This is a genomic window from Leisingera sp. SS27 (assembly GCF_028368855.1).
GTDB lineage: Bacteria > Pseudomonadota > Alphaproteobacteria > Rhodobacterales > Rhodobacteraceae > Leisingera.
In genome coordinates this window covers 244373-259359 of record NZ_JAQNCY010000002.1, presented here as the reverse complement: position 1 = coordinate 259359, position 14987 = coordinate 244373, and the positions used below count along the sequence as shown (strand labels likewise).

The following is a 14987-nucleotide window of genomic DNA, read 5'->3' as shown; positions in this document are numbered from 1 at the left end:
GGTGAGATCGTTCTGGCTATTCAGAAAGCATGAGACTCACCCTAAAGGCCGATCTGCAGCAGCCTCCAGCGGCGGTCGAGCATCCGCTTCTCCGCACCATTACGGGGTTTCACAACAAAAAGACTGTCCCGGACTGCTGGTGGCAGTGTCAGTGCAGGGATTGAATATCCGGGATCGCTGATCTCTTGGCGTTCGGCGGGCACGCTGTTCGTGGCATTGCTGAAGAGTGTTGCACGTGCCATCTCAGACGGTTGTAAAATGTGGTTCACTAGCTGATGCGCCCCCTCCAGATCGCTGGCATCGCTCGGAACAACAAAGAGATCCGCCCACAAGTTGGAGCCTTCCCGGGGAATTACATACTGATAGCTGCTGTTTTCATCTTCCATCTGTGGTGCAAGGCCTGCGGTGCTCCAAGCGATGGCCAAGCAGATCTCACCGTCCATCAGCGCATCATACTGGTAAGAATCATAAGACCGGACATAAGGCGCAATGGCGGACAGCACGCCAAAGGCAGCTTCAAGGTCCTGTTCTGATTGGGACTGCGGATCCAAATCAAGATAGGCCAGTGCAGCGGCCAGAACCTCCTCCACTGAATTGACGATGGATATGCCGCAATCTGCGAGCTTTCTGGCATTTTCCGGGTCAAACACCAGCGCCCAGCTGTCGAGCGGTGCGTCAGGCAGGCGCTCTTGCACCGCCGCACGGTCAAAAGCGAGGCCGGTTGTCCCCCACAGATAAGGCAAAGCGTAGCCTTCTGCCTGCGGAAGCGTGGTCAGGAGGATCTGCATCAGCTCTGGATCGAGTGCTGCTGCGTTTGGAACATCTGCAAGGCTGAATTCCCGGATCGCCCTGGCATCTGCCAGACGGCCGACTGTTTCAGAAGCCACGATCGCCAGGTCATAGCCGGTGCCGCGGGCAAGAAGCCGTGCCTCGGCCTCGTCGGCATCACCATAGGTGTCCAGCACGACCGCAGTGCCTGTGGCGTCCTGAAATCCGGCCAGGGTGTCCGGGTCGATATAGCCGCTCCAGTTATAGAGCCAGACCTGACCGGGATCCGCTGCGGCTGTCAGGGGCAGAAGGGAGGCAGATGTGATGGCAGCGGCAATCAACGGTTTCAGGCGCATTTCGGGCTTCCCTTGCTGCTTGCGGCGGCCTCGTCCGGCCAAAGGCGGGTCAGGGCGGCGGCAATTGCCACCTTGTTGACGGGTTTAGCGAGGTAATCATTCATTCCTGCGGACAAGCCTTCTTCACGCTGTTCGCTCATCGCGTTGGCGGACAGGCCGATGACCGGGACCGACGTCAAGCCCTTCTCCTGCTCTGCAGCCCGGATTGCCCGGGTGGCTTCGAGCCCGTCCATTTCCGGCATCCGGACATCCATCAGCACCAGGTCAGGAGCCCAGCTTTGTGTCAGCTCCACTGCCTCGAACCCGTTTCCTGCTGTTATGACGGTACATCCCAGCCGCTCCAGCATCTTACCCGCGACCATCTGGTTGACCCGGTTGTCGTCAGCAACCAGAACCCTTTTGCTGAACGCGGCTGTGACAGGCTCGGGCCGGGATACCGCAACCGGTGGAGGGGCATTCCCGGCGGGAAAATCCACCGTGAACTCGGCGCCCTGGCCTTCGGCGCTTTGGAGCGCGATTGTGCCGCCGATCGCCTGGGTGAGGTTTTTGACGATGGCGAGACCAAGGCCGGTTCCGCCGAACCGTGTTGTTGTGGTTGCATCGGCCTGGGCGAATTGCTCAAAAATCCGTTCTTGGGCTTCCGGTGGTATCCCTATACCGGTGTCCCGCACGGTGATGCGGATCATCCGGTCACCGCCGGGGGCAGGCGGCAATTCAAGCAGCTTCACCTCGACGGTTCCGTTTTCGGTGAATTTCAACGCGTTGCTGACCAGGTTGACAACGATCTGGCGGATCGCGGTGCCATATCCCTGCACATGCCAGTTGCTGACCTCCGCAGCCGCATCCAGACGCAAGCCGATCTTTTTGCTCTGCGCCCGTGCGGAAAACAGGTCAATCACCTCCAGGCAGGTCGCGTGAACATTGAAGGCCTCTGCTTCCAAATCCAGCTTGCCTGCCTCGGCCTTGGACAGGTCCAGGACATCGTTGATGATGCACAGCAGGGAATTTCCGCTCACGATCATCATGCGGGTCATATGGCGCTGCTGGTCATCCAGGCCGGTGTCATTCAGCAGCTCCGCCAGGCCCAGCAAACCGTTCAGCGGGGTCCGGATTTCGTGGCTCATCGTTGCCAGGAAAATAGACTTCGCCTCAGAGGCGGCTTCTGCCTTTCGCCTGCTGGCCTCAATTTCCGATTGCGCGCTGATGATGAATCGCTCCATCGGCAGATGCACGAAGCGGGCGGCAACAAAAACGCCGATTGCGCCGATTATCACGGCCGCTACCGCATAGAGCAACTGGGTTTGCGCGGCAATGCGGCTGGTCTGCGCTTCGGCTTCCTTCACCTTCATCAGAATAGTAAGCAGCCGCCTGGACAAGTCCGAGGCCAATGCAGCTGCCTTTATTTCGGCGGCTGCTTCCCGGCTCGCATCGGGATCAGTCAGCAGCTCTGTCAGCAGCAGGATATCCTCAAGTTCGGAGATCGGGTTCAGCACCGGCTGTGACAGAATTTCCTGCGCCCGCGGCGAGAATGCTGAAAGCGCATCTTCACCTGTAAGTCCGGCAAGCGAGTCCTCTGCGGGCCTTGCGCTTCGCCGGATGCGCCCGCGCGCGATCAACGCCTTCTGACTGCCCGGTTCATTCTTCAATTCGTCAAAAGCCAGCGACATTTCGGACAGAGACACAAGGAGCTGGTCGACGACCCTGGTGTTTTCGGCACGCTGGGCCACGCTTCTCTGCCCGGAGAGGGTGACGCAGAATGCAGCCACAGCGGCCGCCAGCAAAATCGCCAAAGCGATGCCGCTGCGCAGCCGGAGATAAGTACGCGTAATACGCTGCTTGGTCATTGAGCGCCTGGATTGAAGTTCTGGGAAGCCCCTGCGGCCTTTTTCAGCAGACTAGGACCGAATGTCTATTCTGAAAAGCAAGCATTGAAGAACAGTGAACTATCTGAATGAAAAAGTTTAACCAGTGGCGGCTCGTGCCCCTGCCGGCTTTGACCCGCACCGGCCCGGTTTCCGTCACCTCCGCCGGTTTGTCTCACAGAGACAGATCCAGCTTTTGTGAAGGAAGGGGCGCTGACAGCCAGGTTCGCGACGATGTGCCAAAAGCGCGCGTCATCTCCCTCAACGGAGTTTGAAACATCGTGCCTGTAGCTGCTTCGCTGTTTGCGCGGCACTTGCAGCGGCGCTTTATTTTATTTGTGTGTTTGTGGCGAATTCCATGAAGGCACGGATCACGCGGACGTTACGGCGCTGTGTGAGGTAGATGATGCTTTCGCTCATCGTGAGGTCGGCATCGCGCAGGCTGTATTTTACCAGACGGTCATCGTGGCCGAACTCCGCCTCGGAGACAAAACCGATGCCGGCGCCAGAGGCAACAAGCTCGCGCACGGCCTCACGCCCCTCAGCGACAATCGCGGGCTTCAGCCGGATGCCCTTCTCGCGCGCGGCGGTCTCCACTTTCTCGCGGGTCTTTGAGCCCTCCTCGCGAAACACCAGCGGCAGTTCTGACAGTTCCTGAAAGGACAGGTCTGGCTGCGAGGCCATCAGCAGGCCGCGAGCGGCAAAGGCAATGATGCCGGTGGCGCCGAGGTTCAGGATACTCATATCCTTGCCGGGGGACAGGCTGCCAGCCACTCCGATTTCGGCATTGTAGTCGCGCAGTTCATCAATGATTTCACCGGTGTTCCCGGCCCGCAGCGAAATAACCACATTCGGGTAACGCTTCTGAAACGGCCCGAGGAAGCCGGTCACATGCTGAGCGGAATCCGCAATGATGCGCAACTCTCCCTCGACTGCGGCACGTGTCGCCGACAGGTAGTCTCCGATCCGGCTTTCCACCTCGAAATACTGCTTGGTCATGTGAAGCAGTTCCTCTCCCGCATCTGTCAGGAACACCCGTTTCTTCTCTCGCCGGAAGAGCAGCACATCGTGGTCCTGCTCCAGCTTCCGCACCTGTTCGGAGACAGCGGGCTGGGTCAGGTGCAGTGCCTCTGCGGCGCGGGAGAAGCCGCGCAGAAGGGCCACGTGATGAAAGGCCTTGAGCTGAGAATGACGCATGGGGGTTCCTGTGGATTTGTATAGGCCGGACCTATCATTGAATTGTTTTTTGCAATTTTACATATGAACGAGGCTGGCGCAATCATGCACTCGAACCATGCTTTGGAGACAGGCAATGACCGCTTCCGCACCGCAGATCGACCCGCCTTTTCTGGGCGAGCCTTATCTTCTGACACCCGGGCCGCTGACCACCTCATATGAAGTCAAACAGGCGATGCTGCGGGACTGGGGCAGCTGGGACGACGACTTCCGCGCCATGACGCGCGACATGCGCAGCCGCCTGCTGGCGCTTCTGGGTGAGGGCGCCCAAGAGTTTGATTGCGTGCCGATGCAGGGCTCCGGCAGCTTTGCGGTCGAGGCGATGCTGGCGTCCTTTGTGCCGCGGGACGGCAAGGCGCTGGTGCTTGCCAATGGCGCCTACGGGCTGCGTTCGGCGCAGACGCTGCAATATCTGGGCCGCGACTATCAGCTGCTGGACAAGGGCGACTACCTGCCGCCGCGCGGGGATGAAGTCGCCGCCATTCTGGCAAGCGATCCGGCAATCACCCATGTGGTGGCGATCCATTGCGAGACTTCTTCGGGTATCCTGAACCCCGTGGAGGAGATTTCCGAAGCTGTTTACGCCGCGGGCCGCAAATTGCTGATCGACTCGATGTCGGCCTTTGGGGCCATAGAACTGCAGCCGTCGCAGATCCGCTATGAAGCGATGGTGTCCTCGGCCAACAAATGCATAGAGGGCGTGCCGGGCTTTGGCTTTGTCATCGCCCGCAAAGAGGAACTTGAGGCGGCCAAGGGCAACAGCCACTCGCTGTCCCTGGATGTGCATGCGCAATGGGCGCATATGGAAAAGACCGGCCAATGGCGGTTCACCCCGCCGACCCATGTTGTGGCGGCCTTCCTGGAGGCACTCAGGGCGCATGAGGCCGAAGGCGGCGTCGAAGGGCGCGGCGGCCGGTACACCCGCAACCGCGACGTGATGGTTGCAGGCATGCGCGATCTGGGGTTCGAGACCCTGCTGCAGAACCGCTGGCTGTCACCCATCATCGTCACATTCTTTTGCCCAGCGGATGAAAATTTTGTCTTCGATCGCTTCTACGACCTGATGAAGGAGAAGGGGTTTATCATCTACCCCGGCAAACTGACGGTTGTGGATAGTTTCCGCGTCGGTTGCATCGGGCAGATGGATGAACATGTGATGCGGCAGGTAGTGACTGCCGCCAAGGAAACGCTTGCCGAAATGGGCGTCGCCAGCGCGGCCCCGCCCGCCGCGGCGCTGGAAGAACGCGCCAAACTGGCCGCCTGAGAGATAGAGGACTTTAAGATATGACCATTCAATCCCCCGTCGTTGCAAACGGCCGCGCCTATGACGTGCCGAAGACCTGCGCGATTGCCATTTGCCTGGACGGCTGCGAGCCGGAGTATCTGGACAAGGCAATTGCCGACGGTCTGATGCCCACGCTCAAGCGGATGCGCGCGGAAGGCACCAACCGGCTGGCGCATTCGGTGGTGCCCTCCTTCACCAACCCCAACAACCTGTCGATTGCCACCGGCCGCCCGCCGGTCGTGCACGGGATCTGCGGAAACTACCTGATCGACCCGGACACCGGCGAAGAAGTGATGATGAACGACGTGCGCTTTCTGCGTGCACCGACGGTGTTCAAGGCCTTTTATGACGCGGGCGCGCGGGTGGCCGTGGTCACCGCCAAGGATAAGCTGCGGGCGCTGCTGGGTGCAGGCCTGGAGTTTGGCGGCGACCGCGCCAAGTGCTTCTCGGCTGAAAAATCGGATACCTCGACAGCCGCCGAGCACGGACAGGAGAAGGCATCTGAGTGGCTCGGCATGGCGCAGCCCGAGGTCTATTCGGCAGAGCTGAGCGAGTTTGTCTTTGCCGCCGGTGTGAAGCTGTTGAAGGAATGGGCGCCGGATGTGATGTATCTGACCACCACTGACTATGTGCAGCACAAGTACAGCCCTGACCAGGCGGAGGCCAAAGCCTTCTACGAGATGTTCGACAAGTACCTGACAGAGCTGGACGCGCTGGGCGCCGCCATCGTGGTGACCGCCGACCACGGCATGAAACCCAAGCACCACGCCGACGGTTCCCCCAGCGTGATCTATGTGCAGGACCTGATGGATGAATGGCTGGGCGAGGGCCAGGCGCGGGTAATCCTGCCGATCACCGACCCCTATGTGGTGCACCACGGCGCGCTTGGATCCTTTGCCACCTGCTATCTGCCTGAAGGCGCGAACCGTTCGGAAATCATGGAACGGCTGGCCGGTTATGACGCGATCACCGATGTACTGACCCGCGAGGAGGCGGTGGCCCGGTTCGAACTGCCCGCCGACCGGATTGGCGATATCATTCTGGTTTCGGGCGAAAACATCTGCATCGGCACGTCTGAGAACCGCCACGATCTGGCGGCGCTTAATGAGCCGCTGCGCAGCCATGGCGGGCTGACCGAACAGGAGGTACCCTTCATCTGCAACCGCGTCCTGCCGCTGCCGGAGCGCCCGGTGCTGCGCAACTTTGATGCGTTTTTCTATGCCGCGCAGGCGGCGGCGCTGTAACCATGAAGGATCAGGCGATGAGCGATATCGAAATCCGAAACGAGGGCATGCGGATCGGCGGCGAGGTGGTCTTTACCGAGGAGACTGTGCCGGTTCTCTACCCCTACACCAACGAGGTGGTGGGCCATGTGCCGGCGGGGCAGGCCGAGCACGCCCGCAAGGCGTTTGAGATTGCCGCGAACTACACGCCGAAGCTCACCCGCTATGAACGCAGCCAGATCCTGCAGCGGGCAGGGGAGCTGATCGGGGAAAAGCGCGAGTGGCTGGCCAAGTGGCTGACGCTGGAGCTGGGCATCTGCCATCAGCACGCGATCTATGAAACCAAGCGCGCCCAGGACGTCTATCAGTTTGCCGCTGCCGAGGCGTTGAAGGACGATGGCGAGATCTTTTCCTGCGATCTGACCCACAACGGCAAGGCGCGCAAGATCTTCACCAAGCGCGAACCGGTGAAGGCAATCTCGGCGATCACCCCGTTCAACCATCCCCTGAACATGGTCAGCCACAAGATCGCGCCTGCTATTGCCACCAACAACTGCATGGTCTGCAAGCCGACCGAACTGACGCCGCTGACCTGCATTGCATTGGCTGACATCCTGTACGAAGCGGGTCTGCCGCCGGAGATGTTCCAGGTGGTTACAGGCTGGCCGCAGGACATCGGCGACGAGATGATCACCAATGAAAACATCGACATCATCACCTTCACCGGTGGCGTGCCGGTGGGCAAGATGATTGCCGAGAAAGGTGTTTATAAGCGGCAGGCGCTGGAACTGGGCGGTAACGATCCGCTGATCGTGCTGAATGATCTGTCGGATGCCGATCTGGAAAAGGCGGCCACTATTGCCGTGGCGGGAGCCACCGGCAACTCAGGCCAGCGCTGCACCGCGATCAAGCGGATCCTGGTGCAGGAAAGCGTCGCTGACAGCTTTGTGCCGCTGGTGCTGGAGAAGGCGCGGAAGATCAAATTCGGCGACCCGCAGGACCCGGAAACAGAACTGGGCTGCGTGATCCACGACAAGGCGGCGGAGCTGTTTGAAAACCGCGTGCTGCAGGCCGCGGAGGAAGGCGCCGAGATCCTCTATCATCCGACCCGCCAGGGCGCGCTGCTGCCGCCGATCGTGGTCGACAAGGTGCCCCACAATAGCGAACTGGTGATGGAGGAGACCTTTGGCCCGGTGATCCCGATTGTCCGCGTACCGGATGATGATGCGGAGGTGATGAAGATCTCCAATTCCACCGAGTTCGGGCTGTCCTCCGGTGTCTGCACCAACGATCTGAACCGGGCGATTGCCTATATCAACGGACTGGACGTCGGCACCTGCAACATCTGGGAACAGCCCGGCTACCGGATCGAGATGTCCCCCTTCGGCGGCATCAAGGACAGCGGCAACGGGGTCAAGGAAGGTGTCATCGAGGCGATGAAATTCTTCACCAACGTGAAGACCTATTCACTCCCCTGGCCGGAATAACTCCGGCCCACCAGGGCCGGCTCCACCTGGCCCCGGCCTTTTCATCCCTCCCTTTTGACCCCTGCACGGAGGCGGCACATGCTCGTCCATACGGAAGGTGAATCCAATACATCCGAGGCCCGCAAAGCCTGGCTGAAGACCTCCATCGGCCCCAGATCCGCTCCGCTGCTGGAGCGGGACGCAAATGCCTTCCTGCATCAAAGCCTGTCCAGCCCCTGCGTCAGCACCATCGCCAAGGCTGAGGGAATCTGGATCGAGGACATGGACGGCCGCCGGTACATGGATTTCCACGGCAATTCGGTGCATCACCTGGGTTATGGCCACCCCAAGCTGGTCGCCGCGATCAAGCAGCAGCTGGATGACCTGCCCTTTGCGCCGCGCCGTTTCACCAATGAACCAGCGGTGGAACTGGCAGAGAAACTTGCGGCAATCACCCCCGGCGATCTGGGCAAGACCCTGTTCACCACCGGCGGCTCCGACGCCAATGAGGTGGCACTGAAGATCGCCCGCGCCGCCACCGGACGGTTCAAGACCCTCAGCTTCTGGGATGCGTTCCACGGCGCAGGTTTCGGTGCTGCCTCGGTCGGGGGAGAGGCCACCTTCCGCAGCCATATCGCAGGCCCCTTGCTGCCGGGAACGGAGCATGTGGCGCCCTTCAGCCCGTCGAACTGCGCCTATGGCCACAAATCTCTGGAGGCCAGTGCAGAGGCCTGCGCATGCATGATCGACTATGTGCTGGGCCGCGACGGCGACTATTGCGCCTTCATTGCCGAACCCATGCGCGCAGTGCCGAACGTGCCGCCGCCAGGGTTCTGGAAATCAGTGCGCGAGATTTGCGACCGTCACGGGGTGCTGCTGATCCTGGACGAAATTCCCACCGGGCTGGGCAAGACCGGGCAGATGTTCTCCTTCCAGCATGACGGGATCGTGCCGGACATCGTGACACTGGGCAAAGCGCTGGGCGGCGGCATCCTGCCCATCGCTGCCTGCGTGGCGCGGCGCGATCTGGATGTCTGCGGCGATTTCGCCATCGGCCATTACACCCACGAAAAGAACCCGGTTACGGCCCGAGCGGCCCTGACCACGCTGCAGATCCTCGAGGAGGAGGGACTTGTGGAGCGCGCCGCCGAGCTGGGCCGCCACTCGCTGGAGCGGCTGCGCGATGCACTGGGTCAAGTGTCCATTGTCGGTGATATCCGCGGCCGCGGGCTGATGTTCGGGGTGGAGATTGTCGAGGACCGGCAGACCATGACGCCCGGCATCGCCAAGGCAGAACAGATCTACTACGCCTGCCTTGAAGGCGGCCTCAGCTACAAGATCAGCCAGGGCAGCGTGCTGACCCTCTCGCCGCCGCTGACCATCTCCCGCGGAGATCTGGACCGGGCACTGGATATCGTGATTGCTTCGGTGAAAGCTGCAGCCTGACACCTCCTTGTGCGGCGCTGTACTAAGCCCCGGCAGCTGCCGGCGCATTTTAGCTGCTCCTGGTAACTGCATTCGGCTGTCGCGGCAGCGGGAAATAATACATCCCTGACGTGTGTTTCTGGCCTTTCAGGCTGATGCGCCGCTCTTTTAGCCCCCGGTAGAGTCAATGCAGGCCGGTGCCACTTGGCGCCGCAGCCACATGAACCGCCGGCGTGCCGGCGTCTATCTGATGGGAGACTGAAATGACTGCATATCTGAAAACGATGCTGTCCAAGCTGCGCGGCGATGAGCGCGGTGTGACACTGGTGGAATACGGCATTGCCATCGCGCTGGCGGTGGCCCTGGGCACTGCTGCTCTGGATCGTCTGGCGAACGACGTCGAAGACGGCATGGACGCGGCGGGTGCGATTATGCCCAACTCGCCCACCCCCTGATTCACGTCAGGGAATTTGGCGGACGCGGGGCTTCGGGGGGAATGCCCCGCGCCGCCAGAGGACTGCCGCTGGCGACTGGTGGCAGCAAGCATGGCAGGAAGCGGAAGCCTGCGGACAAATTCACCGACGTAATGCCGGGACCGCCCTTCTGCTGCGCCAGCCAGCGACGAAAGGAAACCTGGCATGAATATTTCATCACTTCTCAGCATGATTTCCGGATTGGCCCTGGCGGGCGGTTCCGCCTATGTGGCCAAGGATTACATCGAGGGGCAGGCTGTGACAGGCAGCCCAGAAGGCCCTGCGCTGGTCGAAGTTGTGGTCGCCTCTCAGGATATCGCTTTCGGGACGGCATTGACCGCGCAATCCCTGACCACCATTTCCTGGCCGGCCGAAGCCCGGCCCGCTGGCACCTTTACCAGTTTTGACACGCTGCTGCCGGATACCGGAAAGCCGCCGCGCCGCGCCCGTCGCGCGATTGCGCAGGGAGAGCTGATCCGGGTGTCCAAGGTCTCAAACTTTGGTGAGAAAGTGACGATCGTGCAGACGCTCAAGCCGGACCATCGCGCGATGGCCATCAAGGTCAGCGCAGAAACCGCAGTGGGCGGTTTTGTGACCCCAGGCGATAGTGTTGATGTGCTGCTGACCCAGGGCCGCGGTGCCGGGCTGAAAACGGTGACCATCCTGCAGAACGTCCGGGTGATCGGAGTGGACCAGGATGCCAATCAGGAAACTGACCAGCCGGGCGTCGCCCGCACAGTCACGGTTGAGGTCACTCCGGACGAAGGCCAGCGCCTTGCACTGGCGCAGCGCGCGGGCACGCTGAGCCTGACCTTGCGCAACCAGGAGGCGGCCGCCGAGGAAGTTCCGCTGGAGTCGATCAGCCTGAATGATGTGCTGCGGAATGTGCAGGTGCAGCAACCGGAACCGGCGGCAGAGCCTGCGCGCAGGACCGTTCTGATCCGCCGCGGTACCGAAGTGTCTGAAACTGAAATCCGCTGATAGAAACCGCACTAAGGGGCCTGCCGGACCATGCGCCAGAACAACCGCATAAGACAGTTTGCACAGGATGAGCGCGGCACGATGCTGGTTATCTGGGGGCTGACCTTTGTGGTGCTTCTGGGGATCGCGGCGATGTCTTTCGACCTGGGCCGCACCGGCATCACCCGCAGCGAACTGCAAGCCTACACCGACAATGTGGCGCTGGCGGCTGCAGGCGAGCTGGACGGTAAGGATGATGCCATCACCCGCGCCCGGGCCGCTGCTGCCAATCTGATCAGTGACCGCAAGACCTTCGGCACCGGCAGCAGCCTGCTGAGCGGGGACACCGATTACACGCTCACCTTCTATTCAGAACTGCCGGATGATGACACCGCGGCCCTAAGCGCCGTCACCACAGACCCGGCAGAGGCGGCCTTTGTCCGAGCCGTTGCGACGCCCAGCACAGTGCAGGCTACCTACGGAGCTGCATTTGCCGCGCTGACCGGGCGGTCCCGCCCGAATGAACTGGCGGGCGCAACCTCGGTGGCGGGCTTCACCCAATATGCCTGTGACATTACCCCGCTGATGTTCTGCATCCCGCCGGGATTTTCGGCGGATGCCAGCATCGGCGACATGATCCTTTTGCGTTCCGGCGGCAGCGGTTCCGCCTGGGGGCCGGGAGATTTCGGCTTTCTTGATCCGGCCAAGGTGCTGGTCGACGACGAAGGGCCGTGCGCGGGGCTCAGCGGGGCACAGCTGGACGCCTGCCTGCTGGGGGCGGAAGGCAGCATCACCCAGTGCTTCAGCCAGCGCGGTGTCGATATTGAGCCGGGGCAGAAGGTCGGCATCCGCGATGCCATCTTCAATGTGCGTTTCGATATCTACAAGGCGATCATGAACGGCAAGCGCAACGACTCCAATTATCCGCCTGCGCCGAATGTCATCAAGGGCATCGTGCCCAGCAGCGGCGGCAAAGGTAAAGGCGGCGGCAGCTGCATCGGCAATAACGAGGACCCGTCGCCCGATACCGTTGGACTGCCGCGCGACGAATGTTTTGCCTCCGGCGGCTGCACACGATTTGGCGACGGCAACTGGTCGGCCGGACGGACGGATTATGTCGGCACTAACTATGGCGGGGTTGACCCGCACCCAGGTGCCACCACCCGCTATGAGTATTACCTGGAAGAGATTGATGCCGCTGGCGGTCCCGGAGGCACTGGCAGCATCCTGTCGGGTCTTGCCGAGACCGGTCGCCCGGTGTGCTCACCAAATCAAAGCTCAAACCCGCAGCGCCGGGTGGTGATTGCGGCGGGGATCGACTGCTCCGCAAACCCGATCAACGGCGCAACTTCTGACGTGCCGGTGCAGGAATTCGTGAAGATCTTCCTGACTGAGCCGGTGGGGGACGACGGCGCCTCGCCGCCGACCCTGGATATCTGGGGCGAGGTTGTGGGCAGCGCAGGCGGCGGCGCCGGGGGCACTGGTGACACCGGTATCTTCCGCGATGTTGTGCAGCTCTACAGGTGACCGGGATGGCTGGCAAAACACTTACCGCAGTCTGTCGGGCTGCTTTCCGCAAAAGAGAAGAGGGCGCGGTGCTGGTGGAATTCGCACTGATGCTGCCGGTGATGCTGCTGGTTTTTGCGGTGATCATCGAGGGCGGGCGGATGATGTGGTCTTACCAGGCTGCAATCTCCGGCGTGCGCGATGCAGCCCGTTATCTGGCGCGGGTAGCACCGCAGAACATCTGCTCTTCCGGCGGATCAGTGGATGCGCATCAGCCGCAACTGCTGGCGATCGTGCGCGAGAGCATTTCCGGTGATGCGCTGTTTCCGGCCAGCCTTGCGGTGACCTCTGTCACCCCCGGCCTGACCTGCCAGGCAGGCAGTTACCGGATATCGCCTGCGCCGGTTGTGACGGTGCGGGCCAGCCTGACCATGACCTTTCCTTTTGCGGGTGTTTTTGAACTGAACGGCGGCAGCCGTGCCACCATCAATACGGTCATCACAGACCAGAGCCGGGTGTTCGGAACATGAAGGCGCTGACGAAAGCATATGCAGCGCTGCACCGGTTCCGCAGGGACCAGGAGGGTGCTGCGCTGGTGGAGCTGGGCGTTACCATCCCGCTGTTCCTGCTTTTGTTCATGGGTATCATCGACTTCGGCCGCATGGCGTTTCACTATGTGGTGGCGGAACGGGCGATGAATGTTGCGGCGCGGGTGGCGGCGGTGCGGCCGCCGGCCTGCGCCGGGGTGCCGGAATTTCACCGGCGCGACCCGTCGGCCACCGGCACGCCGCCCGAATTCGGCACCTCCTGCCGGGCGGGGACGGACATCTGCCTCGATGCGGGCACAGTGACCTGCGCGGGCAGTGCGGCCAATGCCACGGCAAACGAAATCTGGGGACTGGTGCGCGGCGCAATGCCGCCGGATGCCACCATTGCCGCGCTTTCGTTCAGCTACAGCTACGACGGCAGCCTGGGCTTTCTGGGCGGGCCCTATGTGCCCGTGGTCACGGTAGAGCTGCAAAACCAGACATTTCAATTCGTGTCGCCGCTGGGGCGGCTGGCGGCGCTGGCCGGCGCGGCGGGGGGTTCCGGCCTCGGCGCTGCGGTGCCGTTCCCGCCGATGAGCGTCTCGCTGCCGGGCGAGGACCTGGCGCTGGGCCAGAGCGGTTGAAGCGATAGAGAAAGGAGAGGCCGATGCAGGCTGATACACAATCCATCGTGGTCATTTCAAAGGATCCGGCGGTCTGTGCGCTGGTCGCCAGCGTGGCGCAGTTCCAGCCCGGAACCGGGGTGCAGAAATGCGCATCAGCGCTCAGCGAAATCAACGGCACCGCCCTGCAGCTGGCCATGGACAACGACCTGATCATCTTTCGCGCAGGGGCAGACCCGGCTGCTGAGGCTGCGGCCGTGAAAGAGATGCTGCGTCACACCAGCGGCGGTGCGCGAATCCTGGCACTGGCGGACACCAGCATGCCGTTTGCAGACCTGCGCCTGCTGACAGAGGCCGGGGTTCAGGATGTGCTGCCGGAAACCGCCTCTGCCGATGAGATGTCAGCCGCAATCCGTAAATGCCTGAAAGCTGAAGAACCACAGCCCTTAGCCGGCGTCAGCACCCGCGGCAGCCGTGAGGGAATGGTGGTCGCGGTCAGCCAGTCCTGCGGCGGTGCAGGGGCGACGACGCTGGCCGTGAACCTTGCGGACTGCTTGACCCGGCGCCGCGGCCTGCGGCGGCAGGAGGCAGAGTTCAGGGTTGCCCTCTTGGACCTGGACCTGCAGTTCGGTTCCGTCGGCAGCTTCCTCGACCTGCCGCCGAACCGCTGTCTCTATGAGCTGGCAAGCGAGGGGTTCGTTCCCGACAATGTCTTTGCCGAACAATCGATGAGCGAGGCCGCCCCCGGCCTGTGGGTGCTGGCAGCCCCGGCGGAAATTGCACCGCTGCATGCGCTGAAACCGGAGCAGGTGCAGGCGCTGATTGCGCATTTGCGCCAGCAATTCGACTTTGTTGTGATCGGCCTGCCGCGGGCGTTGGCAGAGTGGCTGACGCCGGTTCTGGAAGCCAGCGAACGGCTGCTGATGGTGACCGGCAGCTCGGTGCCTGCGATCAGCCAGGCGCGGCGGTTGCTGGATTTCTACGCCGAGGCCAGCATGAGCCTGCAGACCGACATCGTGATCAGCCGCGAACGCAAACCGCTGATCACAGCAAGCCATCATAAAGAAGCCTCCAAGCTGCTGCAAAAGCCGTTCAAATACTGGCTGCCTGACGATCCGTCGGCGGCATCTGCGGCGGCAGACCGGGGGGTGCCGCTGTCAGCTGCGGCCGGGCGTTCCAGACTTGCCAAGGCGATCCGGCGGCTGTCCCGGGACTTGATCGAAACAAGAAAAGCCCGCGCCGGCGCGGCACAGCCTCAGCAGGGAAAGGCGATTTGA

The 14987-nt window shown here is 61.9% G+C and carries 14 protein-coding genes; 11 read left to right on the top strand and 3 right to left on the bottom strand.

What is annotated here, in order from left to right:
• Nucleotides 1-41 precede the first annotated feature (41 nt).
• Both N6L27_RS07120 and N6L27_RS07115 read right to left on the bottom strand, forming a co-directional pair.
• Nucleotides 42-1124 carry an extracellular solute-binding protein gene (locus tag N6L27_RS07120; RefSeq protein WP_271906526.1) on the bottom strand — a complete coding sequence of 361 codons (1083 nt, stop codon included), beginning with the start codon at nt 1122-1124 and terminating at the stop codon, nt 42-44.
• The gene (locus tag N6L27_RS07115; protein ID WP_271906525.1) at nt 1115-2968 is read right to left on the bottom strand and encodes an ATP-binding protein; all 1854 of its coding nucleotides are present in this window, start codon (nt 2966-2968) and stop codon (nt 1115-1117) included. The genes N6L27_RS07120 and N6L27_RS07115 overlap by 10 nt, the downstream gene beginning before the upstream one ends.
• Nucleotides 2969-3075: 107 nt before the next feature.
• Between N6L27_RS07115 and N6L27_RS07110 the strand changes: the two genes are divergently transcribed.
• On the top strand, nt 3076-3261 hold the full coding sequence (locus N6L27_RS07110) for a hypothetical protein (protein WP_271906524.1): 186 nt from the start codon (nt 3076-3078) through the stop codon (nt 3259-3261).
• 52 nt (nt 3262-3313) lie between these two features.
• Here N6L27_RS07110 and N6L27_RS07105 read toward each other — a convergent pair whose 3' ends face one another.
• Nucleotides 3314-4183, bottom strand: a complete 870-nt coding sequence (locus N6L27_RS07105; RefSeq protein ID WP_271906523.1) for a LysR substrate-binding domain-containing protein — start codon at nt 4181-4183, stop codon at nt 3314-3316.
• A gap of 115 nt (nt 4184-4298) precedes the next feature.
• Between N6L27_RS07105 and N6L27_RS07100 the strand changes: the two genes are divergently transcribed.
• The 10 genes from N6L27_RS07100 (at nt 4299) to N6L27_RS07055 (ending at nt 14987) form a co-directional block, all read left to right on the top strand.
• On the top strand, nt 4299-5486 hold the full coding sequence (locus tag N6L27_RS07100; protein ID WP_271906522.1) for a 2-aminoethylphosphonate--pyruvate transaminase: 1188 nt from the start codon (nt 4299-4301) through the stop codon (nt 5484-5486).
• Nucleotides 5487-5506: 20 nt separating this feature from the next.
• Entirely contained in the window at nt 5507-6751 is a 1245-nt protein-coding gene (gene phnA, locus N6L27_RS07095; protein WP_271906521.1) for a phosphonoacetate hydrolase, read from the top strand.
• A gap of 17 nt (nt 6752-6768) precedes the next feature.
• Nucleotides 6769-8217: a phosphonoacetaldehyde dehydrogenase gene (gene phnY, locus N6L27_RS07090; protein ID WP_271906520.1), complete on the top strand. Its 1449-nt coding sequence runs from the start codon at nt 6769-6771 to the stop codon at nt 8215-8217.
• A 78-nt stretch (nt 8218-8295) separates the two neighbouring features.
• Nucleotides 8296-9642, top strand: a complete 1347-nt coding sequence (gene pbfA / locus N6L27_RS07085; protein WP_271906519.1) for a (R)-1-hydroxy-2-aminoethylphosphonate ammonia-lyase — start codon at nt 8296-8298, stop codon at nt 9640-9642.
• 242 nt (nt 9643-9884) lie between these two features.
• Nucleotides 9885-10076: a Flp family type IVb pilin gene (locus tag N6L27_RS07080; RefSeq protein ID WP_271906518.1), complete on the top strand. Its 192-nt coding sequence runs from the start codon at nt 9885-9887 to the stop codon at nt 10074-10076.
• Between the two features lie 183 nt (nt 10077-10259).
• Nucleotides 10260-11075 carry a Flp pilus assembly protein CpaB gene (cpaB, locus tag N6L27_RS07075; protein WP_271906517.1) on the top strand — a complete coding sequence of 272 codons (816 nt, stop codon included), beginning with the start codon at nt 10260-10262 and terminating at the stop codon, nt 11073-11075.
• Nucleotides 11076-11105: 30 nt separating this feature from the next.
• Nucleotides 11106-12581, top strand: coding sequence for a TadE/TadG family type IV pilus assembly protein (locus tag N6L27_RS07070; RefSeq protein ID WP_271906516.1), 1476 nt, complete (start codon nt 11106-11108; stop codon nt 12579-12581).
• A 74-nt stretch (nt 12582-12655) separates the two neighbouring features.
• Entirely contained in the window at nt 12656-13090 is a 435-nt protein-coding gene (locus N6L27_RS07065; RefSeq protein WP_271906515.1) for a TadE family protein, read from the top strand.
• A complete protein-coding gene (locus tag N6L27_RS07060; RefSeq protein WP_271906514.1) occupies nt 13087-13731 on the top strand; it encodes a TadE/TadG family type IV pilus assembly protein in 645 nt (214 codons plus the stop codon). Before N6L27_RS07065 ends, N6L27_RS07060 begins: the two co-directional genes overlap by 4 nt.
• 23 nt (nt 13732-13754) lie before the next feature.
• Entirely contained in the window at nt 13755-14987 is a 1233-nt protein-coding gene (locus tag N6L27_RS07055) for an AAA family ATPase (protein ID WP_271906513.1), read from the top strand.